The 21,846-nt window shown below is 70.0% G+C and carries 22 protein-coding genes; 13 read left to right on the top strand and 9 right to left on the bottom strand.

From position 1 onward, the window contains the following. The gene (locus tag QSK25_RS19150) at positions 1–465 is read right to left on the bottom strand and encodes a PPOX class F420-dependent oxidoreductase (protein ID WP_285640130.1); all 465 of its coding nucleotides are present in this window, start codon (positions 463–465) and stop codon (positions 1–3) included. 10 nt (positions 466–475) lie between these two features. Between QSK25_RS19150 and QSK25_RS19145 the strand changes: the two genes are divergently transcribed. Then, positions 476–1,318, top strand: coding sequence for an alpha/beta fold hydrolase (locus QSK25_RS19145; RefSeq protein WP_285639964.1), 843 nt, complete (start codon positions 476–478; stop codon positions 1,316–1,318). Between the two features lie 12 nt (positions 1,319–1,330). Here QSK25_RS19145 and QSK25_RS19140 read toward each other — a convergent pair whose 3' ends face one another. From QSK25_RS19140 to QSK25_RS19130, 3 genes are all read right to left on the bottom strand, one after another. After that, entirely contained in the window at positions 1,331–2,518 is a 1,188-nt protein-coding gene (locus QSK25_RS19140; protein WP_285639962.1) for a GGDEF domain-containing protein, read from the bottom strand. Between the two features lie 231 nt (positions 2,519–2,749). Beyond that, entirely contained in the window at positions 2,750–4,009 is a 1,260-nt protein-coding gene (locus tag QSK25_RS19135; protein ID WP_285639960.1) for an MFS transporter, read from the bottom strand. 3 nt (positions 4,010–4,012) lie between these two features. Beyond that, complete coding sequence (locus tag QSK25_RS19130) at positions 4,013–5,497, bottom strand: carboxylesterase/lipase family protein (RefSeq protein ID WP_285639959.1); 1,485 nt, start codon at positions 5,495–5,497, stop codon at positions 4,013–4,015. Between the two features lie 142 nt (positions 5,498–5,639). Between QSK25_RS19130 and QSK25_RS19125 the strand changes: the two genes are divergently transcribed. Genes QSK25_RS19125 through QSK25_RS19115 form a run of 3 tightly spaced genes read left to right on the top strand, consistent with a single transcriptional unit; the run spans position 5,640 to position 8,508 of the window. Next, positions 5,640–6,296: an HAD family hydrolase gene (locus tag QSK25_RS19125; protein ID WP_285639958.1), complete on the top strand. Its 657-nt coding sequence runs from the start codon at positions 5,640–5,642 to the stop codon at positions 6,294–6,296. Further along, positions 6,293–7,297 (top strand): phosphotransferase family protein, encoded by a 1,005-nt coding sequence (locus tag QSK25_RS19120; protein WP_285639956.1) that lies wholly within the window; start codon positions 6,293–6,295, stop codon positions 7,295–7,297. Before QSK25_RS19125 ends, QSK25_RS19120 begins: the two co-directional genes overlap by 4 nt. After that, complete coding sequence (locus tag QSK25_RS19115) at positions 7,297–8,508, top strand: acyl-CoA dehydrogenase family protein (RefSeq protein WP_285639954.1); 1,212 nt, start codon at positions 7,297–7,299, stop codon at positions 8,506–8,508. Before QSK25_RS19120 ends, QSK25_RS19115 begins: the two co-directional genes overlap by 1 nt. Positions 8,509–8,544: 36 nt before the next feature. On the opposite strand, the gene QSK25_RS19110 is transcribed toward QSK25_RS19115, so the two are convergent. From QSK25_RS19110 to QSK25_RS19100, 3 genes are read right to left on the bottom strand one after another with little or no spacing between them, the layout of a single operon-like run. Then, positions 8,545–9,318: a poly-gamma-glutamate hydrolase family protein gene (locus tag QSK25_RS19110; RefSeq protein ID WP_285639952.1), complete on the bottom strand. Its 774-nt coding sequence runs from the start codon at positions 9,316–9,318 to the stop codon at positions 8,545–8,547. Further along, positions 9,319–10,167 (bottom strand): S66 peptidase family protein, encoded by an 849-nt coding sequence (locus QSK25_RS19105; protein ID WP_285639951.1) that lies wholly within the window; start codon positions 10,165–10,167, stop codon positions 9,319–9,321. Beyond that, positions 10,164–12,050, bottom strand: a complete 1,887-nt coding sequence (locus QSK25_RS19100) for a prolyl oligopeptidase family serine peptidase (protein ID WP_285639950.1) — start codon at positions 12,048–12,050, stop codon at positions 10,164–10,166. Before QSK25_RS19100 ends, QSK25_RS19105 begins: the two co-directional genes overlap by 4 nt. 78 nt (positions 12,051–12,128) lie before the next feature. Here QSK25_RS19100 and QSK25_RS19095 point away from each other — a divergent pair, with 78 nt between their 5' ends. Both QSK25_RS19095 and QSK25_RS19090 read left to right on the top strand, forming a co-directional pair. Then, positions 12,129–12,695 (top strand): DUF3090 domain-containing protein, encoded by a 567-nt coding sequence (locus QSK25_RS19095; protein ID WP_285639948.1) that lies wholly within the window; start codon positions 12,129–12,131, stop codon positions 12,693–12,695. Between the two features lies 1 nt (position 12,696). Continuing rightward, positions 12,697–13,482, top strand: a complete 786-nt coding sequence (locus QSK25_RS19090) for an SCO1664 family protein (protein ID WP_285639946.1) — start codon at positions 12,697–12,699, stop codon at positions 13,480–13,482. Here QSK25_RS19090 and QSK25_RS19085 read toward each other — a convergent pair. Continuing rightward, on the bottom strand, positions 13,479–15,935 hold the full coding sequence (locus tag QSK25_RS19085; protein WP_285639945.1) for a KAP family P-loop NTPase fold protein: 2,457 nt from the start codon (positions 15,933–15,935) through the stop codon (positions 13,479–13,481). The two genes, QSK25_RS19090 and QSK25_RS19085, sit on opposite strands and share 4 nt — an antisense overlap. 2 nt (positions 15,936–15,937) lie before the next feature. Here QSK25_RS19085 and QSK25_RS19080 point away from each other — a divergent pair, with 2 nt between their 5' ends. The 4 genes from QSK25_RS19080 (at position 15,938) to QSK25_RS19065 (ending at position 19,075) form a co-directional block, all read left to right on the top strand. Next, the gene (locus QSK25_RS19080) at positions 15,938–16,972 is read left to right on the top strand and encodes a S66 family peptidase (protein WP_285639944.1); all 1,035 of its coding nucleotides are present in this window, start codon (positions 15,938–15,940) and stop codon (positions 16,970–16,972) included. 150 nt (positions 16,973–17,122) lie between these two features. Next, positions 17,123–17,551, top strand: coding sequence for a hypothetical protein (locus QSK25_RS19075; protein ID WP_285639943.1), 429 nt, complete (start codon positions 17,123–17,125; stop codon positions 17,549–17,551). 5 nt (positions 17,552–17,556) lie between these two features. After that, positions 17,557–18,258 (top strand): aminoglycoside phosphotransferase family protein, encoded by a 702-nt coding sequence (locus QSK25_RS19070; RefSeq protein WP_285639941.1) that lies wholly within the window; start codon positions 17,557–17,559, stop codon positions 18,256–18,258. A 10-nt stretch (positions 18,259–18,268) separates the two neighbouring features. Then, positions 18,269–19,075 (top strand): DUF3097 domain-containing protein, encoded by an 807-nt coding sequence (locus QSK25_RS19065; RefSeq protein ID WP_285639940.1) that lies wholly within the window; start codon positions 18,269–18,271, stop codon positions 19,073–19,075. Here QSK25_RS19065 and QSK25_RS19060 read toward each other — a convergent pair. Continuing rightward, complete coding sequence (locus tag QSK25_RS19060) at positions 19,056–19,493, bottom strand: hypothetical protein (protein ID WP_285639938.1); 438 nt, start codon at positions 19,491–19,493, stop codon at positions 19,056–19,058. The genes QSK25_RS19065 and QSK25_RS19060 overlap by 20 nt on opposite strands. 98 nt (positions 19,494–19,591) lie before the next feature. Between QSK25_RS19060 and QSK25_RS19055 the strand changes: the two genes are divergently transcribed. From QSK25_RS19055 to QSK25_RS19045, 3 genes are all read left to right on the top strand, one after another. Beyond that, a complete protein-coding gene (locus QSK25_RS19055; protein WP_285639935.1) occupies positions 19,592–20,017 on the top strand; it encodes an NfeD family protein in 426 nt (141 codons plus the stop codon). Between the two features lie 36 nt (positions 20,018–20,053). Further along, entirely contained in the window at positions 20,054–21,259 is a 1,206-nt protein-coding gene (locus tag QSK25_RS19050) for an SPFH domain-containing protein (RefSeq protein ID WP_502881874.1), read from the top strand. Positions 21,260–21,412: 153 nt separating this feature from the next. Continuing rightward, positions 21,413–21,838: a YciI family protein gene (locus QSK25_RS19045; RefSeq protein ID WP_285639932.1), complete on the top strand. Its 426-nt coding sequence runs from the start codon at positions 21,413–21,415 to the stop codon at positions 21,836–21,838. Positions 21,839–21,846 lie beyond the last annotated feature (8 nt).

Genomic DNA, 21,846 nt, shown 5'->3' with positions numbered 1-21,846 from the left:
TCACTGCTCCAGTTCGGGTGGGAAGCCGCCGGTGGCGATGGGGCCCCAGGTGTCGATGGTGACGCGGAGGAGGGATTTGCCCTGGCGGATCATGGCGGCGCGGTATTCGTCCCAGTCGGGGTGTTCGCCTGCGATGCAGCGGTAGTACTCGACGAAGTCCTCGAGGGCTTCGGGTAGGTCGAGGACTTCGGCGGTGCCGTCGATCTGGACGTAGGCGCCGTCCCAGTCGTCGGAGAGCACGCACAGGGTGACGTGGGGGTTGCGGCGGGCGTTGCGGACTTTGGCGCGCTGGGGGTAGGTCGCGATGACGATGCGGCCTTGGGTGTCGACGCCGCAGGAGACGGGGGAGACCTGCAGGCCGTCGGTGGTGGACCGGTGGGTGATGAGGACGCCGTGGTGGCGGGTTTTGAGGAACTCGAGCAGCTGCGGCCGGTCGACGAGGTCGGCTGTGGCGATCTTCGGCATGATGTGCAGCATGGCACGCTTCACCTCGTTCGACGGTACTGAACTCGCCTATCGGGAAGTGGGTGAGGGGGTTCCGCTCGTCGTGCTGGCGGGTGGTCCGGGCAGGGCTTCGGAGTACCTGGGGACGTTGGGCGGGCTGGACGGGTCGCGGCGGCTGGTGGTGCTGGACAACCGGGGTACGGGGGAGTCGGACGAGCCGGCGGATCCGTTCACGTACCGGCGGGACATGCTGGTGCGGGACGTGGAGGTGCTGCGCCGGCACCTGGGGTTGGACGTGGTGGACGTGCTCGGGCATTCGGCGGGTGCGGGGATCGCGATGGGGTATGCGGCGGACTTCCCCGAGCGCGTGGGCAGGCTGGTGCTGTTGACGCCGGCGTTGCGCAGTGTGGGGTTGTCGCCGGAGCAGTCGGACTGGGACGCGTTCCTGGCCGCGCGGGCTGACCAGCCGTGGTTCGAGGCGGCGACGACCGCGCTGGAGCGCAACGCGGCCGGTGACGATTCGGTGGAGAACCGGGTGGCGGCGTCGCCGTTGCTGTACGCGCGGTGGGACGAGACGACGAAGGCGCACGCGGAGGCGGAGCTCGGGCAGTGGCGCTACGAGGTGGCGGCCGGGTACAACGCGGAGGGGGCGTTCGTGCCGGGTGTGCTGCGGCGGGCGCTGGTGGAGTTCGATCACCCGGTGTTGGTGTACGCGTGTTCGGAGGACCCGATCTCGCCGGTGCGGCGGTGTGTGGAGCTCGCCGGGTTGTTCCCGGACGTGACGTTGCACGTGCACGAGGGTGTCGGGCACTACCCGTGGGTGGAGGAGCCGCATGTCGTGGCGGCGCGGCTGGAGGCGTTCCTGGCCGGGTAGGTCCGGGGTGGTTCAGAAGACCTGGGCGGTGGCGACGCGGTCGCGGCCGTTGCTCTTGGCCTGGTAGAGGGCTTCGTCTGCGGCGAGCAGCAGCGGGCTGAGCTGGGTCGCGGTGTCGGGGTAGACGGCGGCGCCGACGGAGGCGGTGAGTCCGGCGACGACCTGGTCCTCGCCGAGGCGGTCGACGACGAGGATGTGCAGGCTCGCGATTTCGAAGCGGATGCGTTCGGCGGTTTCCTTGACCTCGTCCGTGCTGACTCCGGGCAGCAGCACCGCGAACTCTTCGCCGCCGAAGCGGCCGACGAGGTCGTAGGAGCGCACCGAGTGCTTCAGCGCGTCGGCGACGGCGCGCAGGACGCGGTCGCCGGCGAGGTGGCCGTAGGTGTCGTTGATGAGTTTGAAGTGGTCGAGGTCGAGGATGAGCACGCCGACGGTGGAGGTCAGGCGGCGGGCGCGTTGCAGTTCGCGTTCGGCGACGTCGTGCCAGAACGTGGCGTCGACCAGGCCGGTCTTGGAGTCGGTGCGGGCGGCGACGCGGAACTGCGGCAGCAGCAGCCCCATGTGCAGGGCGAGCACGGTGAGCAGCAGCATGGGCGTGAGCCAGGGCCGCCAGTTCAGGATGATCGCGACGCCGGAGCCCAGGCCCACCGAGGCGAGGACGATGAGCACGTCGGAGGCGTTGCCCAGGGCGGTGCGCAGGGGGTTGTGGCGGTTGGTGAAGTAGATGGCCGCCACGACCATGGCGTAGTTGATGAACCAGTAGAGGGCGCCGGCCGTAACCAGTGCCAACAGGCCGAGCGGTCCGTCAACGTCAACAGCACGGTCCGGGAAGAGACCTAGAACGAGTTGCGCCACGGCACTGCCCAGGACGACAGTGGCCGCGGAGAACACCTTGCGGAACAGGACCGCCCGCCGCTTGTAGACCCGGTACCACGAGTGCGTGTAGCTGATGACGATCAGCGCCACGAGCAGTGGCATCGGTAGTACGAGCACGCCCGCGAACAGCCACACGGACTGCATGTGGGCGTGTGGTGACCCTTCGGCGCCGATTTCGCGGATCCGTTCGATTCCCCGTGCCGCTTCCAGGTGCAGGACAGCACCACCGGCGAGCAGCAGGAACCAGGGCCAGTTCAAGGCCTCGGCAGGGGTACGCCGTGCGGTGGCGAGCGTGACGAGGGTCGCCAGAACAACCACCGTCACGACATAGGCCAGCACCACAGGAGGAAGCGACCATAACTTCCACCGGCGCGGGTCGAGCCAAGGCACGCTGCCACCCCCACACCACCGTCCAGGAACCAACCACTGTAGCTACCGGGTAACACAAAGTCGTGGCTCCATGTGGGGGACCTCACCGTGAGTAGTCCTCACCTGTTCGCACGCCACAAACCTTTGCATCAACCGAACAACGAACACCCATAGGAGCAGTCATGATCAACCGCGCTTCCGCCACCGGCCGTCCCGTTCGTCCGACCGACTGGCTGCGTCCGACTGACTGGGCCCGTCCGACCGACTGGCGTCGTTGAGCCACCACAGGATCGCCGCACCGCTCGCCGCGAGCACCCCGAGTGCTCCGGCGGCGGCGACGACCCGGTGCGCGGTGATCGTTTCGGCGGCCACGCCGGCCAGCGCCACCCCGAGCCCTTGGGAGACGCGCAGCGCGGTGACGGCCAGTCCGAACGCTTGACCTCGTGACTCGTCCGGCACGGCGCGCACGAACCGCGTGTTCGCGACCAGGTGGTAGGCACTGGCCGCCCCGGACAGCGCGAACATGCCCACACTGACGACCAGGCCCGGCCGCAGTGCGGCCGGGACGAGTACCGCGCACGCCGCGATCGCGAGCCACGGCATCAGCCGCAGTTGCAGGCGTTCGGGCAGGTGCGCGACGACGAGCATGCCCGCGGCGGCGCCTGCCGCGTAGGCGCCGAAGATCATGCCCACCCCGGCCGGTCCGGCGCCCAGGTGTGCCGCGTACGGGACGGCGAGTGCCTCGCCGACGATGTAGAAGCCCGACACGCAGGCGAGTGCGACCAGTGCGCGCAGTCTCCGGTCTTGCCAGACGAGTTTCGTGCCGCCGACCAGGTCCGTCGGCCATGCTCTCGTGTGTGCGCGTTTCGGTGCGGGCCGGTCGTGCAGGAACACGCCGAGCAGCAACGCCGACACCGCGAACGTGACCGCGTCCGCGACCAGCACGAGCGCCGGTCCGAACCACGCGACCAGCGCGCCGCCCGCGATGAACCCGGCGACCTGCGCTCCTTGTGTCACGGTGCCCATGACCGCCTGGCCGAGCGGGTAGCGCTCGTCGGGCAGGACGTGCGGCAGCAACGCGGCCCGCGCGGCTCCGTGCGGTGCGCCGGCGAACTGCACCAGCACGACCACCGCCGCGAGTGCCCACAGCGGCAGACCGGGTACGGCCATCAGCAGCAGGAGGGTCGCCCGGACGAGATCGGCGGTCACCATCACCTGTTTGCGTTCGAACCGGTCGGCGAGTCCCGACAGCAGGGGCCCGCCGATCAGGTCCGGCAGGAACGTCAACGCATAGGCCAGCGCGGTGAGGCCCGCGCTGGCGGTGCGGTCGTAGACGTGCACCGTCAGCGCGACGCGTGCGAACTGGTCACCGGCCACCGATACCACGTGCGCGGTGAACAGCGCGCGGAACTCGCGATCACGCGCGAGGGCGCGGTAGCCGGGCATGCCTCACATGGTGGACCAGAACCCGCACTGGTGATCCCTGCGGAAGTCGGCCGGGCCGACCGCTCCCGCTTCGAGTGACTGCACGCCGGCGCGCCAGCCGGGGTCGCCGGTGCGGGCGAACCGGCCCCACGCCGCGATCATGTAGTCCGAGAGTTCGCGCTGCCCGGCCGTGAGCGGCAGGCCGGGGAACTCGAACAGCAGCGGGATCTCCGAGGCGTGGAACGCGCCGTAGCCACCGGGGAACTCGGGCAGGCCCGGGAAGAACATCGGGATGTCCCGCTGCGCGAACTCGTAGCCCGACACCGGCCCGCGCAGTTCGTCCCGCGTGGTCTGCGCGGTGCACGACCACAGCTTGTCCGTGAGCAGCCGGGCGATCTCGTCGCGGGCGTCGCCGTTGCCGTTGACCGGGTAGCGCGCGGCGACCTTCTCGGCGTTCGTGGTGAACAACCCCGCCAGCGCCTGCCGGTAGCCGGCTTCCGGGATCGGCTGCGGGAACACCTGCGGCATGAACAGCGTCATCTCGTCGTGCGTCGTGCCCACCAGCGACGGCACCCGATGCATGCGTCCGGTGCGTTGCGCGAGGACCGGGTCGATCGGCAGCACGGCCGTGTCGAACGCGGGAGTGGAGAACCTCTCGTGCACCGTCAGCAGCCGGTCCACCGGCAACGCCCTCAGGCACGTCAGATCAGCGCACCCGGCTGTGCCGACCCCGCTCTGTTCCACCTCGGCCCGGGGCTTCCACAGGGGCTCGAACGTCCCCGGTGTGGTGGGCGCCTGCACGCCGCACGGCCCGGACTGCATGATCGTCTTCGCGAACAGCCCCGCGGCGCGCGGTGAGGCGAGCTGGGCGCAGATGCTCAGCGCGCCCGCCGACTCGCCGAACACCGTCACGTTGCGGGCGTCCCCGCCGAACGCCGGCGCGTTGCGCTGCACCCACTGCAGCGCCGCCTGCTGATCGGCGAGCCCGAACGTGCCGGAGCCGGGCAGGCCGGGGTGGCCGAAGAACCCGAACACACCGAGCCGGTAGTTCACCGTCACCACCACGGCGTCGTTCTCGGTCGCGAGCCGGCGGGCGTCGTACGTCGACGCGCCCCCGGAGACGAACGACCCGCCGTGGATCCACACCATCACCGGCCGCGGCGTGCGGGCGTGTGACGCCGGGGTGGTGACGTTGAGGTAGAGGCAGTCCTCGGCCAGCGACGGCTGCCCGCCCGGTTCCGGGGTCTGCGCGCACATCGGCGCGGGCGTCGTCGCGTCCCGCACCCCCTGCCACGCGGTCACCGGCTGCGGGTCACGCCACCGGTCGGCGCCGACCGGTGCAGCGGCGAACGGGATGTTCCCGAACGTCCGCGCCTGCTGCGTGACCGTGCCGCGCACGGTCCCCTTGTCCGTCCGGACGACCGCTGCGTCCCCTGCGAAAGCCGCAGGCACGTGAACGACGGCGAGCGCCATTGCGGCGGCCACGGCCACCGTGTACGTCCTTGCCATGTATGGACCCCCTTCGGTCTCGAACGTAGCGAGGAGCGGTGGGCCGCGGACACTGCGGAAAGACCACAGGGTGCCTCCATCGAAAGTCGCAGGCGGCCGTCCCCTGTTGCCGACATACCGACCGGTCGGTACCCTCCGGTCCGTGGGTGACACAACGCTTCCTCAGCAGCCGCTGGTCGACGCCCTGATCTTCGACTGGGGCGGCGTGCTGACCGTCTCCGTGCCCGAGTTCGTCGGAGCCTGGCTGCACGCCGAGTCCATCGACCGCGAGGTCTACGGCCGGATCATGCGCGACTGGCTCAGCCGTGAGGCGCTGCCGGGCAACCCGGTGTTCCGCCTGGAGACCGGTGAGCTGTCCGTGCCGGAGTTCGAACGCCTGCTCGCCGCCGAGCTGATCACCACCTCCGGTGCCGCGATCGACGAGAACGGTCTGCTCAGGCGCATGTTCGGCGGCGCCACCCCCGACCCGGCGATGGTCGAACTCGTGCGCAAGGCCCGCGCCGCCGGCCTGCACACCGCGCTGCTGTCCAACAGCTGGGGCGAGGGCTACCCCAAGGACCTGCTGCTCGAGCTGTTCGACACGATCGTCATCAGCGGCCGGATCGGCCTGCGCAAACCCGACGAGCGGATCTACCGGCACACCCTCGAGCAGGTCGCGGTCCCCGCCGGCCGGTGCGTGTTCTTCGACGACGCCCCGATCAACGTCGAAGCCGCCCAAGCCGTCGGCATGCACGCCTTCCGCCACACCGACGCCGAGAGCACCCGCGCCCACCTCGCGACCCTGGGAGTGACCCTGTGACCGACCTTCCCGGCCTCGACCTCGGCGCGCTCGCCACCCACCTCGGCACCGGCCCGCTCACCGGCGAGCTGTTCCGCGGCGGCCGCTCCAACCTCACCTACCGCGTCAGCGACGGCACCCAGACCTGGGTGCTGCGCCGCCCGCCGCTCGGCCACGTCCTCGCCACCGCGCACGACATGGCCCGCGAGTTCCGCGTCATCTCCGCCCTCGCCGGCACCTCCGTGCCCGTCCCCGGCGCACGGCAGCTCGTCGAGGACACCTCCGTCATCGGCGCGCCGTTCTACCTCATGCAGGAGATGCCCGGCGCGGCCCTGCGCGAGCGGTCGCAGTGCCCCTGGCTCACCCCCGAGCAGGCCCGCACCCTGTCCGAACGACTCGTCGACGTGCTCGCCGACCTGCACTCCGTCGACCCCGAGTCGGTCGGCCTCGCAGACTTCGGCCGCCCCGAGGGGTTCCTCGCACGGCAGGTCAAGCGGTGGAGCAAGCAGCTCGACGCCTCCCGCAGCCGGGAGCTGCCCGGCATCGAGGAACTGCGCGACAAGCTCGCCGACACCGTCCCCGCCTCCCCGCGGGCCACGATCATCCACGGCGACTACCGCCTCGACAACGCCCTGGTCACCCAGGAACCGCTGGCGATCAGCGCCGTCCTGGACTGGGAGATGGCCACCCTCGGCGACCCGCTCGCCGACCTCGGCCTGCTCTACGTCTACTGGGCCGGACTCGGCGCCGACAACGACCCCATCACCGGCGGCGTCACCTCACTGCCCGGGTTCCTCACCGCCGACGAGCTCGTCGCCCGCTACACCGCCCGCACCGGCACCGACACCTCCGGGCTCGGCTGGTACATCGCCTTCGGCTACTTCAAGCTCGCCGTCATCGTCGAAGGCATCCACTTCCGCTTCGCCAGCGGCAAGACCGTCGGCGCCGGCTTCGAAAAGCTCGGCGCGTTCACCGTTCCCCTCGTGCGGCAGGGACTCGCCGCCGCCCACAAGGAGCTCTAATGGACTTCGCCTACGACGCCAAGACCGAACAACTGCGCACCCAGCTCCTCACGTTCATGGACGAGCACGTCTACCCGGCCGAAGCGGTCCTCGAACAGCAGCTGCACGACGCCGCCGACCCGTGGCAGCGCCAGCCGGTCCTCGAGGAGCTCAAGGCGGAAGCCCGCCGCCAGGGCCTGTGGAACCTCTTCCTCCCCGACGCCGAGCACGGCGGAGGCCTGACGAACCTGCAGTACGCGCCGCTCGCCGAGATCACCGGCCGCAGCCCCCACCTCGCCCCCGAGGCGCTCAACTGCGCCGCCCCGGACACCGGCAACATGGAAGTCCTCGCCATGTTCGGCACCGACGAGCAGAAGAAGCAGTGGCTGCAACCGTTGCTCGACGGCGAGATCCGCTCCGCGTTCTGCATGACCGAACCCGACGTCGCCAGCTCCGACGCCACCAACATCGCCACCCGCATCGAACGCGACGGCGACGACTACGTCATCAACGGCCGCAAGTGGTGGTCCTCAGGCGCCATGAACCCGAACTGCGCGATCTTCATCGTCATGGGCAAGACCGACCCCGAAGCCGAACGCCACCGCCAGCAGGCCATGATCCTCGTCCCCCGAGACACCCCCGGCGTCACCGTCAAGCGCGCCATGCACGTGTTCGGCTACGGCGACCACGCCCACGGCGGCCACGCCGAGATCGAGTTCGTCGACGTCCGCGTCCCCGCGGCCAACCTCATCTCCGGCGAGGGCGAGGGCTTCGCGATCGCCCAGGCCCGCCTCGGCCCCGGCCGCATCCACCACTGCATGCGCCTGATCGGCATGGCCGAACGCGCCCTCGAACTCATGTGCAAGCGCGCGTTGTCCCGCGTCGCGTTCGGCAAGCCCATCGCCGCCCAGGGCGTCGTGCACGAGTGGATCGCCGAGTCCCGCGTCCGCATCGAACAGGCCCGCCTGCTCGTGCTCAAGACCGCGTGGCTGATGGACACCGTCGGCAACAAGGGCGCCCACACCGAGATCCAGGCCATCAAGATCGGCGTCCCCGCCATGACCGAATGGGTCCTCGACAAGGCCATCCAGGCCCACGGCGGCGCCGGCGTCAGCCAGGACTTCCCCCTGGCCGAACTGTGGGCCGCCACCCGCACCCTGCGCCTCGCGGACGGCCCCGACGAGGTGCACCGCATGTCGCTGGCGAAGCGCGAACTCAAGAAGTACGCGTAGTCCTGGTCGTGAGGCGGGTTCCGCGCCCGCCTCACGTCAGTTGTCGAGCGCCTCGCGGGCCGCCAGCGCCGCCCGGCACGCGTGCACGAAGTCCCAGAACACCTCGGTCGTCGTGTGCCGCCGGTCCGACCGCGAGTTCTCCTCGAACATGGCCGAGCGCAACGGCGTCGTCAGCTCCAGCTGCCCGCCCTGGCGCGACCGCGTCCGGTTCGCGATGTTCGCCCGGTCGAACCCGCCCAGGATCGGGTGGTCCACCGCGTCGATCGTGTGGAACCCCGCCCGCCGCAGCCGCGTCAGCAGCTCACCGCGCAACAGGGCGTCCCGGCCGCCCACCAGCACCGCCCGGTCGTGGTCCTCCAACCCCGCGGCCGCCGCGGTGCACCCGTGCAGGCCCAGGGCGTGCGAGGCGCCCGACACCAGCGTCCGCGCCACCCGGTCGTCGCAGTTCGACGACGTCACGTGCAACTCGTCGTTGGAGGCCGTGCGCAGGCCCTCGAACATCCAGTAGTCGTGCGTCTGCCCGATCGGCACCCTCGTCCCGGGGTGGAAACCCGCGATGGCCAGGCACAACTCGGACGTCCCGACCTCGATGCCGCCACCGTGCGGGGCGAGCACGACGGAAGGCGTGCGGGGGCGGTGCCGCTTGAAGCGACGCCGGTAGTCCACCCGTTCCACCAGTCGGGGATCGGCGTAGAGGTCGGAGTTGGACGCGTAGACGTCTAACGCCGCCCACTGAGGCTGGGGTCTCATGGCGGCGGGAAGCCTACCTGCCGTCACCCGGTCGGCCGCCGCCCACCGGGTGACGGGCACTCACACCACTGTCAGCGTTCGCGCGTCGACGTCCAGCGCCGCGGCCACACCCAGCGGCAACGACCACGACCCCGCGCAATGCCCGAACCCAAAGTCACCCAGGATCGGCACCCCGAGCCCCGACAACCGGTCCGCGAGGACGTCGGACACGTCCCCGCAGCCCGTCCACGACCCCAGCACGATCCCCGCCACCGGCTCGAACCAGCCCGCCCGCACCAACTGCGTCAGGATCCGGTCCAGCCGGTAGGGCTCCTCGCCGACGTCCTCCAGCAACGCGATCGCGCCGTCCGCCGGACGTTCCCACCGGGGCCCGCCCACCGACGCCGCCAGCAACGCCGTGTTCCCGCCCACCAGCACCCCGCGCGCGGCCCCCGGCACCACCGGCGTTCCCGCCGTCCACGACGACACCCCGTCGAACAGCACCGCCCGCAGCCGAGCCTGCGCCACCGGGTCGTCCACGAAGTCCGCCGTGCCGGGCATCGGGCCGAACACCGTCGGCTGGCCCACCGCGCCCAGCTCCGCGTGCAGCACCGTCACGTCCGACGAGCCCACGAACACCCGCGGCGGCAGGTCCTTCCACGGCACCAGGTCCGTCATCCGCAGACAGCCGTAACCGCCGCGCACGCAGAACACCGCCGCCACGTCCGAACACCACGCGTCCACGAACTCGGCGGCCCGCGCCTCGTCCGACCCGGCCAGGTACGGCAACGCCCACGGCTCGACGACCGGCGTGGCGACCTCCAGCCCCCACGACCGCAGCACCTCCGCACCCGCGGCGACCCTCGACGGGAGGGCCGGGCCGGCCGGTGACACCAGCGCGACCCGGTCCCCGCGGCGGAGCAGGGTCACCGCGACAGTTCCAGCACCGGCACACCGGGCGGCGTGAACCCGAACGCCTGCCCGTAGAACGACAGCTCCGCCTCCAGCGCCGCCCTGATGTTCTGCGCCATCCGGAACCCGTGCTGCTCGCCCTCGAACGTGAGGTACGCGTGCGGGATCCCCGAACCGGCCAGATCCGCGGCGAACCGGTCCGCCTGCTCCGGCGGGCAGATCTCGTCCTCCAGGCCCTGCAACAGCAGCACCGGGCCCGACACCGACCGCGCCTTCGTCGACGGCGAGCGGTCCCGGTAGCGGTCCGCGGCCTCCGGCAACGTGCCGACCAGGCCCTCCACGTACCGCGACTCGAAGTCGTGCGTCTCGCCGCCCTCGCCCGTCCAGCCCGCCAGGTCCAGGATCGGGAACGCCACCATGCCGCACCGGTACACGTCGGTCGAGGTCAGCGACGCCGCCGACGTCCACCCGCCCGCCGAGCCGCCGCGGATGCCCAGCCGTGCCGGGTCCGCAGTGCCCTCCTTGGCGAGCTGCTGGGCCACGAACGCGCAGTCCGCCACGTCCACGACACCCCACTGCTCGCGCAGCCGCTCCCGGAACGCCCGCCCGTAGCCGGTCGAACCGCCGTAGTTGACCGCCACCACACCGATGCCGCGGCTGGTGAAGTAGGCGATGTCGCTGTCGAGCTTGGGCAGCGCCCGGCCCGTGGGACCGCCGTGCACGTGCACCACGTACGGCGGCAGTTCGTCCTGCGGACCCTCGAAGTCCGGGTTGGACGGCGCGTACACGTACGCCGGGATCTCCCCGAACATCCGCTCCACCGGCACCGGCAGGTAGGCCGCCTCCGGCGACTGTTCGCCGCCGGTGAGGTAGGTGAGCTCGCCGTTGGACAGGTCCAGGCGCACCACCGCGAAGTCCGACGTCGGCCCCGCCGCCGCGCACACCACCACGCCGTCGCGCACCGACAGGTCCGGCACCCACGTCGGCAGGTCGGTCTGCACGTCGGTGACCGTCGCGCTGCGCTCGTCCAGCACCGCCAGGCTCCCCGAGCGCACCACCAGGTAGCGGCCCGGCGAGAGGGTGGCGAACCAGCGGTTGCCCAGCCGCCACATCGGGCCGCCCAGCTCCTCCTCGCACGGCGCCAGGTTCGTGCTCGTGCCGTCGGGGGAGATCCGGTGCAGGTTCCACCAGCCGTCCGGGTCGGTCAGCGCCAGCAGCGCGTCACCCTCCCACTCGAACTGGCACACCGCCTCCGTCTCCGAGCCCGCCACCACGCGGTGCCCGGTGCCGCCGACCTCGGCGACGCACAGCTCGGTGCCGTCCCACGGCATCTGCGGGTGGTTCCAGCCGATCCAGGCGAACTTCGTGCCGTCCGGGCTGATCTTCGGGCCCGTCATGAAGTGGTGCGACGCCCCCAGCACCCGGATCTCACCGGATCGGGTGATCGCCACCAGGTCCCGGGCGATGTCGGTGCGCGCCTCACCCGTGACGGTCTCCCGCACGCACCACACCTCGCCATCAGGGCCCGCCGACAGGTCCGAGTAGCGCACCCCGTGGTGGCGTTCCGGCTGCGGCGTCAACGGCGTGGGCTCCGGCGAGTCCGGGTCGAACACGTACACGCGCTGGTCGTCCCAGTGCGTGAACGCCACCAGGTCGTCCGCGAGCACCACGAACGGCCGCCCGCCGTACTCGTGCACCCGGTTGCGGGCGTTCCACGGCGCGGGCAGCACCTCCACGCCGTCGCGCACCAACGCCACTCTGCCTGCCTGAGCCGGTCGGCTCTCGGCCCACCACACGTGTTCACCGTGCAGGTCCGCCCACTGGAACCCACCGCCGGGTTTCGACGTGTCTCCAGCCGTGATGGGCGAGGTCCAGGTCCCGTACGAAGCGATCTTCACCACAACCCGACCCTATACGCGGAGTGTTTGGTGGGGGAGGACCTGCCGACGATCTCCGCGTGGCCTAGGGTCGTATCTGCCATGGCTCGCGTCATTCACGTATTCCGCGCACCCGACCGGTTCATCGCAGGAACCGTCGGGCAGCCCGGCGACCGCACCTTCTACCTGCAGGCCTCCGAGCAGAGCAGGTTGATCAGCGTCGCCTTGGAGAAGCAGCAGGTCCAGGTCCTCGCCGAACGCATCGGCTCGCTTCTGGAGGAGGTGCACCGCCGCTTCGGCACCGACGTGCCCGACGACGCCCCTCCGGACGACCTCGACACGCAGCCCCTCGACGTCCCCGTCGAGGAGGAGTTCCGCGTCGGCACCATGGGCCTCGGCTGGGACGCCGAGTCCAAGGCGGTCGTCATCGAACTCCTCGCGATCTCCGAGGAGGAGGTCGACGAGGCCGTCGTGCTCGACGACACCGAGGAAGGCCCCGACGCCGTGCGGGTCTTCCTGTCCCCGTCCGCCGCCCGCGCGTTCGCCGAACGAGCCGACCGCGTCGTCAACGCCGGCCGCAAACCCTGCCCGCTGTGCGCCGAACCGCTCGACACCGACGGCCACATCTGCCCGCGGCAAAACGGCTACCGCCGCACCGAAGAAGACTGACGTGGACACCTCAGCGGCCCTGCACCTGCTCGAACACGGCCGCATCGAGGTCGAGGGACGCCTCGTCGACGCCTCCAACGCCACCTTGTTCTGCAAGATCTCGTTGGACGGCGTCGACGCCCAGTGCGTCTACAAACCCGTGCGCGGCGAACGCCCGTTGTGGGACTTCCCCGACGGCACCCTCGCCGGCCGCGAGGTGGCCACCTACCTGATCTCCGCCGCCTCCTTCGACGTCGTCCCACCCACCCTGCTGCGCCCGGGCCCGTTCGGCACCGGCATGGTCCAGCTCTGGGTGGACACCCGCGAAGAGGACGAACTCGTCGACATCGTCGGAGTCGACTCCGTGCGCCCCGGCTGGATCCCCGTCTTCCACGCCCACGACCGCTTCGGCGACCCCGCCGTCCTGGTCCACGCCGACCACCCCCGCATAGCCGACATGTCCGCCTTCGACGTGGTCGTCAACAACGCCGACCGCAAAGGCGGCCACGTCCTGCACGCCCTCGACGGCTCCGTCCACGGCGTCGACCACGGCATCTGCCTGCACACCGAACCCAAACTCCGCACCGTCCTGTGGGGCTGGGCCACCCAACCCCTCCCCGAGTCGGTCGTCGAGACGCTGCGCCGCCTGAGATCCGCCCTGGACGGTCCACTCGACGAAGCGCTGCACGACCACCTGACCCGAGCCGAAGTCCGCGCGGTGGGGGAGCGCGTCGACAAACTGCTCGCCGCAGGCGTCTACCCGGAACCGTCCGGCGACTGGCCCGCGATCCCCTGGCCGGCGTTCTAGGTCAACTGCTCGGCCAGGCCCGCGATCTCCAGGCCGTCGTAGTCCTGGAGGATCTTCAGCAGGCCCGCGCGGAACGGCTTGTGCTTCTCGCCGGTGAGCTCGTACCTCTTGACCTCGATCTCCCACTGCACGTTGTCGTCGGCGGCTACCGCGAGCGCTCGGAGCCCGTGCACACCCTCCATCCGGCGGTGGAGGTTCCGTTGCGACGCCGGCCACCGGGCCACGATCTCCGCGAGCAACACCAGGTGGCACGCTCGCCGCACCGAGGCAACGCGTTCCTCAGGATTGATCCGGTTCAAGACACGGATGTAGAACATCCACACGGTGACGATTCGTTTCGCCTCCCGCACCGACAGTTCGGGCTGCGCCTTCAACCGCTCCGCAAATCGCGCCTGCACCTGCTTGTCGTGCTCCAACGCTTCGATTGCCAGTTGCACGGGCACCACGACCTCCGCCGGGCCTGAGCCGCTCACCGGCGCAGTCGCGGTCTCGTGCAGCCCTGCGACGTCCTCAGCCGTGATCTCCAACGGCTCGGGAGCCGTCCCCAACAGACCTTCGAGCAACGGCTCCACCTGAGCCTGTGCCACCCTCGGCAACGGCAGCGGCAACTGGATCAACTTGCGCAGGAACGTCCACCCAGGACTCGGATCAGCCGCGTCCTTACCAGCGTCCGCCACCACCAACGCCGAGTAGGCCGCATCGAGGTGAGCGGCCGTGGCCGCAGCATCGATCCCCAGCACGAACCGGATCGCCGGAAACGACTCGCTCAAGAACCCGTTGATCGCCTCGAACACGTCCGCCGTCGTGCGCGGCGAACACCGGTCGAGGTCGTCGATGAACACCACCAGCTGCGTGCCGTTCGCCCCCAGTTGCCGAATCAGACGGTGGACGTCCTCCTGAGCGCTGAGGAGCTGGCCCTTGCGCGCCCGCCGGTGAGGATCACGCAATGGATCATCCGCTCCGACTGCTGTCGACAACGCGCCCATAGCACCGGACGGCCCGAACAACTCCGCAGGAAGCAACGTATCCGCCCGCCGGAACAAGTACCCGGCGGCCGTGTGCACCAGTCCGACGCCGAGCAGCACCCCCACCACCCACAACGCCAGGTCCGCCGGCGAGACGTCGAACCCGAACACGCGCAACGGTGCCGGCGCCCGCACCAACTGGGCCAGCACCGGCACCGGCGCCGCGAACACGCCCAGCTTCAACGCCGGCGACAAGACCCGCTTGCGCAACGTCCGCTGCACATGGTTGCGGTCGAGTTGTTCGACGTTGTGGCGGAACCAGAACCGCTGCAACGACGAACTCGACTCCCTCGCGACCACCGGAGCGCCCGTCGCCACGATGCAGTCGTTGAGCCCGGCCCACACGTGTTCACCGGTCTGAGCTGACCACGGGTTGTAGGTCGCCGTCAGCACCTGAGGAGCCGCGACCCGCTTCTTCCGCCTCGGCCGCCAGAACCAGCCTCGCAACATCAAGTCGGCGTCCCATGCCCACACCCTTCGCCGCCGCCAGCCTGCCACCCTCCCCGGCCACGCTCCAGCCGCGTCGAGCCTGGCCTTGGTCATGTCCATGAGCGTGCTCTTGCCCGACCCCCAGGCCCCCTCGATGGCGATCACCGTCGGGCCGCCGAGGTCCGGGTCCTGGTGGGAATGGGACAGCAGTTCGGCGAGCGACTCCACGTACGCCTGACGGGCAAGCAGGTCGGTGCGGGCGACCCGGTCGCCGTGCCCCATCGTCTTGAGTCGCAGTACCGCTTCGAATTCAAGGATGGGGCGTGGGCTGATCGCCAACGCCATCGCGAAACGCCCAGCGGCGTACATGCCCCTTGACCGGTTGGCGCTCTCGGCTTCCGGCCTGGTGGGGACAAGCCCGTAGATCTTCAGACTCGGTACTCCGAGTCTGCCGGTGATGGCTACAGCGCCAAATCCGTTGTCCGACCCGAAGCTGATGGGAACCGTGTCCTGAAACGCCGCGTCATCCGGGAACAGATCCCACCACGAGGTCTGTGACAGCAAGCGTGCCTCCCACTCCAGCTCCAGCGAGGAACGGTTCTGGTCGTGAACGTGGGAGGCCACGAGAATGCCGCCGTCGGTCGCTGCTCGCCGCTCTCCTGGAATCACTACGAGCACCGCCGACGGCCGGAACACGGACACCGCTCGCCGACCGAGGTCCTCCATCCGCAAGTGCCCGATCTCGCCTTGGCTGATCGCGACACGGGTGCTGCTGCCCCTGAATGTCCCGAACTCGAACTGTGAGCCTGCGGCGTCGGTAACCAGCTCTCGATCGACGAGTCCCTCCCGCCACATCGAGTAGACGTCGATCGACGACGTCAGCAGCACCATGCTCACGCTCTCGCCGCGTGCGTGCGTCATGTGTGATCCCCAGAACGATCGGCTACCGGCACCGCTAAAGGTCGCGCCCCCACCCCACCCCGTTACTACGCTCGGCACCCATGTCGTTGATCAACCCGCCCAAACCCCAGCCCGGCGACCGCGTCGCGATCGTCTCCCCGGCCGCCGGCATCGCGGGCCTGTTCCCGCTGCCCTACGAACTGGGCCTGCAGCGCCTCAAGACCGAGTTCGGCCTCATCCCCGTCGAGTACCCGGCCACCCGCAAGATGGGCGCTACGCCACAAGAACGCGCCGACGACCTGCACGCCGCGTTCGCCGACCCGGACATCAAGGCCGTGATCGCCACCATCGGCGGCGAGGACCAGATCACGGTGCTGCCGCACCTGGACGAGAAGCTGATCACGGCCAACCCCAAGCCCTACTTCGGGCACAGCGACAACACCAACGTCCTCACGTGGCTGCGCAACCGCGGGATCCAGGGGTTCTACGGCGGCAGCGTCATGGTGCAGTTCGGCAGGCCAGGCGCCATGCACCCCGCCACCAAGGACTCGCTCCAGGCCGCGCTGTTCACCAACGGCGAGTACGAGCTGAAGGAGTCCACCGCGTACGGCGACAAGGACAGCCCGTGGGAGGACCCGGAGACGTTCAAGACCGAACCCGAGCTCGAACCCGCGCAGGGCTGGATCTGGCACCAGCCCACCACAACCGTCAAGGCCGCGTCGTGGGGCGGGAACCTGGAGATCCTGTCCTGGCTGATGATGGCCGGCAAGGAGATCAACGAACCCGAGCACTACGACGGCAACGTGCTGTTCTTCGAGACCTCGGAGGAGATGCCGTCCGCGACCGAGGTGTACCGGATCCTGCGCAACATGGGGGAGCGCGGCCTGCTGCAACGGTTCCCCGCGGTGCTCGTCGGGCGGGCCAAGGCGTGGTTCTTCGACAACCAGGACACCGACCGGACGACCCACACGCGCGAACAGCGCGAAGCGGTGCTCAAGGCGTTCGGGGAGTACGCGCCGGAGGCGATGATCGTGTTCGACGTCGACCTCGGGCACACCGACCCGCAGGTCATCATCCCCGTGGGCGGCGCGATCGAGGTGGACGGGCCACGCCGCAGGATCACCGTCACGTACTAGGGGAGTCATCGGAGAATTATTCCTTGCCCATTGACATACCCCAATTGAGACCCGAGAAGGGTTTGACGGGTGATCGGCGTGGCCCCTATCTTTTTCCGGGGTGTTCTGACCTGCGGAAACATTCGAATGGTGAATGCGGGACACGGTGACATGACCTATTTCGAACGGATCGTCGTGGTGGGCGCGGCCGGGCTCGGCGCGTGGGCGGCGGCGTGCCTGGCGCGCAGGTTCGGGCCGGTCGACCTCATCGGGCCCGGCGCGGCGGAGCTCGCCGACGTCGGGGTTCGGCACCACGAGCGGGCCACGGTGCGGGAGTTCGACCTCGACACGCCCGCGGTCATCGTCGAGAACGACGGCGGGCGGTTGCAGCGGCTGGTGTGCGACCGGCTGCTGGTGGCGGGATGGCCGGTGCCGTTGCTGCCGGCCAACAGGTGGGTGGTCGACGGCAAGGTCGCCATCACCGGCGACGGCGCCGACCTCAAGCTGCTGTCGACGTCTTTCGACGCCTTCGGGCTGTGGCGGCCGGCGCTCGCGGACTACCAGTTCCGCCGCCAGTCGGGAGCGAACTCGCTAATCTGAACCGGGTGATCGATGAGGACGCGAGAGCGCGCTTAGTCCGCCGGTTCGGGCCCGAGGTGACCGCGTGGATCGACGCGCTGCCCGACCTGGTCGCCACCCTCACCGCCCGGTGGGGGCTCACGCTCGTCAAACACCTGCCCGGCGGCACCAGCGCCACGTTCCTGTGCGCCAACGCCGTTCTCAAACTCACCCCCGAGCACGACATCGCCGTGCACGAGGCCAGGGCGCTCGCCGCCTGGGCCGACACGACGGCGGTGGTCGGCCTGCTCGACGCCGACCTCGGCCGCGGCGCGCTGCTGCTCGAACGCCTCGACCCCGGCACCCAGGCCACCGATCCGGCCAGGGTCGTGCCGCTGCTGCACGAGGCGCGCCCGAAGGGGTTCCCGCCGCTCAAGTCCAGGATCGACCACCTGTTCGAGACCGTGCTGACCCGCAGAACCGGCACCTACTACGCCACCGAACACCACCGCGCCCGCAAACTCGCCGACGACGACGTCAAACCCGTCCTGCTGCACGGCGACATGCACCCCGGCAACGTCCTGCAGGGCAGGAACGGGCCGGTCGCCATCGACCCCAGGGCGTGCGTGGGCGACCCGGCCGTGGACTGGCTCGACTTCGTGCACGCCGGCTACGACCTGCACGGCGCCGACGTCGACCTCGACCGCGTGCACGAGTGGCTCGCCGCGTTCAAACCCTTCTACGGATAGGGTTCCGGGCGTGCGTTCCCACGACTACGGCCGCGACGTCCTCAACACCCCGAAGCGCAGGAAGGTGCCCGAGGTGGTGGCCGAACCCGGCCTCGTCGTCGAAGACCCCGCCAGCGGCTTCTGCGGCGCGGTCGTGCGGTTCGAGTACGGCCAGGTCGTGCTGGAGGACCGGCACGGACGGCAGCGGCTGTTCGCGCTCAACCCGGCCGCGTTCCTGCTCGACGGCGCACCCGTGACGCTCGTGAAGCCCGCGCCCGGGCAGCAGAAGCCGCGGATCAGCGCGTCCGGTTCGGTCAAGGTCGAGGGCCTGCGCGCCCGGACCGCGAAGGCCAGCCGCATCTGGGTCGAGGGCAAGCACGACGCCGAGCTCGTCGAACGCGTCTGGGGTCACGACCTGCGCGTCGAAGGCATCGTCGTCGAACCCCTGCACGGCGTCGACGAACTCCCGCAGCGCATCAGCGAGTTCGGCACCGCGCCCCACCGCCGCCTGGGCGTGCTGGTCGACCACCTCGTCGCCCACTCCAAGGAACAGCAGATCGTCGACCAGGTCCGCGACGACAACGTGCTGGTCACCGGCCACCCGTACGTCGACATCTGGCAGGCGGTGAAACCCCGGGCCGTGCGCATCGAGGCGTGGCCGGTCATCCCGCGCGGCACCGACTGGAAGACCGGCGTGTGCGAGCGGCTCGGCTGGGGTGAGACCTGGGAGGGCTGGCAGCGCGTCCTGAACTCGGTCAGCAGCTACCGCGACATCGAGTCCGACCTGCTCGGCGCCGTCGAGCGCCTGATCGACTTCGTCACCGTTGCGCAGGACTAGGTCGCACCGGCGTCCACGCGACGAGGTTCAGCACGACCAGGCCGGAGATCACCACTCCGAGCATCACGCCCATCACCCAGAACCCCTGGTCGTTGTCGGCCAGGGCCGCGTCCACGACCTTCCCGTCGCCGCCCAGGTCGAAGCGCACCTCGACGCGTGTGCCGGTCTCGTGGATCGAGCCGTTCTCCGACAGCGTCGTCACGTGCGTGCCGCCGCCGGGCAGCGGGAACTCGACGCGCACCTTCGCGTTCTTGCCCGACTTGATCCGCTCCTGCACCACGGCCTCGGTGCTCGCCCACGAGTGCTGCTCGTTCGCGGTCTGCAACAGGATCACCAGGCCCACGCACGCCGCTACCAGCGCGAGTCCGGAGAAGAACCGTCCCCTGCGCGACTTCACCGAGTTCGCCGACTTCGCCACGACCAGAACATCTCCCGTTGATCGATTTCGTTACGGTCCGGTGCGCAGCACGGTGAATCTCCCGGTCACGACGTGCCCGTTGGTGTATGACTGGGCTCATGGCCGCGCTGATCTGGCTGATCGTCGGGATACTGCTCGTCGTCGCCGAGGTTCTCTCCGGTGACTTCGTGCTGGTCATGCTCGGCGCCGCCGCGCTGGCCGCGGCGGGCGTGTCCGCACTGGGTGCCGCCGACCTGGTGAGCGTGCTCGTCTTCGCGGTGTCGTCGCTGGGCCTGATCGTCACGGCCCGGCCGTTGCTCAAGAAGCGGTTGCAGCTCGGCTCGAACGTCAGGATGCACCACGAGGCGCTGCTGGGCAGCAGGGCCGTCGCGGTCACGCGGGTGGACGAGCACGGCGGGCAGGTGAAGATCGGCGGCGACACCTGGAGCGCGCGCACCCTCGACGGGTCCGTGGTCGAAGAAGGCGAAGCCGTCACCGTTGTCGAGATCTCGGGAGCCACCGCCGTCGTCATCGCGGCCGTGTGACCCCCTGGGTGTGAACCCAAGAAGGATGTGAACGAGTTGGACCCGATCACCCTCGTGATCGCCGCGGTCATCGCGATCTTCGTGTTGACCATCGCCGTCAAGTCCGTGCTGGTCATCCCGCAGGCGCAGGCCGCCGTCATCGAACGGCTGGGACGTTTCCGCAACACCGCGGCGCCGGGCCTGAACATCATGGTCCCGTTCATCGACAAGGTGCGTGCCCGCATCGACCTGCGCGAGCAGGTCGTGTCGTTCCCGCCGCAGCCGGTGATCACCCAGGACAACCTCACGGTGTCCATCGACACGGTCGTGTACTTCCAGGTCACCGACCCGCGCTCGGCGGTGTACGAGATCTCCAACTACATCGTCGGTGTCGAGCAGCTCACCATCACGACGCTGCGCAACCTCGTCGGTGGCATGAGCCTCGAGGAGACGCTGACCTCGCGCGACCACATCAACGGTCAGCTGCGCGGCGTGCTGGACGAGGCCACCGGCCGCTGGGGCCTGCGCGTGGCCCGCGTCGAGCTCAAGTCGATCGACCCGCCGCCCTCCATCCAGGACTCGATGGAGAAGCAGATGCGCGCCGACCGTGAGAAGCGCGCCATGATCCTCACCGCCGAGGGCCAGCGCGAGTCGTCGATCAAGACCGCCGAGGGCCAGAAGCAGTCGCAGATCCTCGCCGCCGAGGGCGCCAAGCAGGCCGCGATCCTGTCCGCCGAGGCCGAGCGGCAGTCGCAGATCCTGCGCGCGCAGGGTGAACGGGCCGCCCGCTACCTGCAGGCCCAGGGCCAGGCCAAGGCCATCGAGAAGGTCTTCGGCGCGATCAAGGACGGCAAGCCCACCCCGGAGGTGCTGGCCTACCAGTACCTGCAGACGCTGCCGCAGATGGCGCAGGGCGACGCGAACAAGGTCTGGATGATCCCGACCGACTACGGCAAGGCCCTCGAGGGATTCGCCCGCATGCTCGGCGCCCCCGGCGACGACGGCGTGTTCCGCTACGAGCCGCCGACCGACACCGCGCAGCGCCCCAGGCCCGAGGACGACGACGAGTCGATCGCCGACTGGTTCGACACCGCCCCGGACCCGAAGGTCGCCGAGGCCGTCGCCGCGGCGGAGGCCGTGGCCCGCAAGGAGGTCCCCGGACCGCTGTCGACGCCGCCGCGCCCGGTCGCCGCGTCCTCGCCGGTGCCGGAACTGGAGGCCGAGCAGCCCCGGTCGCTGCATCAGCCCGACGACCGGATCTGAGCACAGAACCGCGGGTGAGCGGCCCGTCCCCGATTCCGGGGGCGGGCCGCTCCACTTTTTCCGGGGCTCGTGTCGATCGAAGGGCCTGCTCGTTCGACCTGGGCGTGAAAGGGTCCACAACGGACCCGCACGACCGCACTGGGAGCACTCGAGATGAAGTTCATGCTGATCTGGCGCACCACCTCCGACAGCGCCTGGGACGCCCTCGGCGACATCGACTTCGAGAAGATGATCGAGACCGTCGGCCGGTTCAACGAGGAGATGATCGAGGCGGGGGTCCTGCTCGCCGCCGAGGGGCTGGCCGACCCGTCCGACAACGGCGTCGTCGTGGACTTCTCCTCCGAACCGCCCGTGGTCACCGACGGCCCGTACGGGGAGACCAAGGAGCTGTTCAACGGCTTCTACCTGATCGACGTCCCCACCAAGGAGGACGCGATCGCGTGGGCCAAGAAGGCGCCGATCCAGGGCCCCGGTTTCGCCACCGAGATCCGCCGCGTGCCGACCATCGACGAGTTCCCGCAGGACAACGAGTGGATCCAGAAGGAACTCGCCTGGCGCAAGGCCAACAACCAGCTCTGACCGCTCGG

This window comes from Lentzea sp. NBRC 102530, from assembly GCF_030269365.1.
Lineage (GTDB): Bacteria > Actinomycetota > Actinomycetes > Mycobacteriales > Pseudonocardiaceae > Lentzea.
The sequence above is the reverse complement of the archived record's forward strand: the minus strand, read 5'-3'. Positions and strand labels throughout refer to the sequence as shown.

Coding starts and splice junctions, on each gene's coding strand:
- QSK25_RS19150 (WP_285640130.1), bottom strand. CDS start 465: ATGCCGAAGATCGCCACAGCCGACCTCGTCGACCGGCCGCAGCTGCTC.
- QSK25_RS19145 (WP_285639964.1), top strand. CDS start 476: ATGGCACGCTTCACCTCGTTCGACGGTACTGAACTCGCCTATCGGGAA.
- QSK25_RS19135 (WP_285639960.1), bottom strand. CDS start 4,009: ATGCCCGGCTACCGCGCCCTCGCGCGTGATCGCGAGTTCCGCGCGCTG.
- QSK25_RS19130 (WP_285639959.1), bottom strand. CDS start 5,497: ATGGCAAGGACGTACACGGTGGCCGTGGCCGCCGCAATGGCGCTCGCC.
- QSK25_RS19115 (WP_285639954.1), top strand. CDS start 7,297: ATGGACTTCGCCTACGACGCCAAGACCGAACAACTGCGCACCCAGCTC.
- QSK25_RS19095 (WP_285639948.1), top strand. CDS start 12,129: ATGGCTCGCGTCATTCACGTATTCCGCGCACCCGACCGGTTCATCGCA.
- QSK25_RS19080 (WP_285639944.1), top strand. CDS start 15,938: ATGTCGTTGATCAACCCGCCCAAACCCCAGCCCGGCGACCGCGTCGCG.
- QSK25_RS19075 (WP_285639943.1), top strand. CDS start 17,123: ATGACCTATTTCGAACGGATCGTCGTGGTGGGCGCGGCCGGGCTCGGC.
- QSK25_RS19055 (WP_285639935.1), top strand. CDS start 19,592: ATGGCCGCGCTGATCTGGCTGATCGTCGGGATACTGCTCGTCGTCGCC.
- QSK25_RS19045 (WP_285639932.1), top strand. CDS start 21,413: ATGAAGTTCATGCTGATCTGGCGCACCACCTCCGACAGCGCCTGGGAC.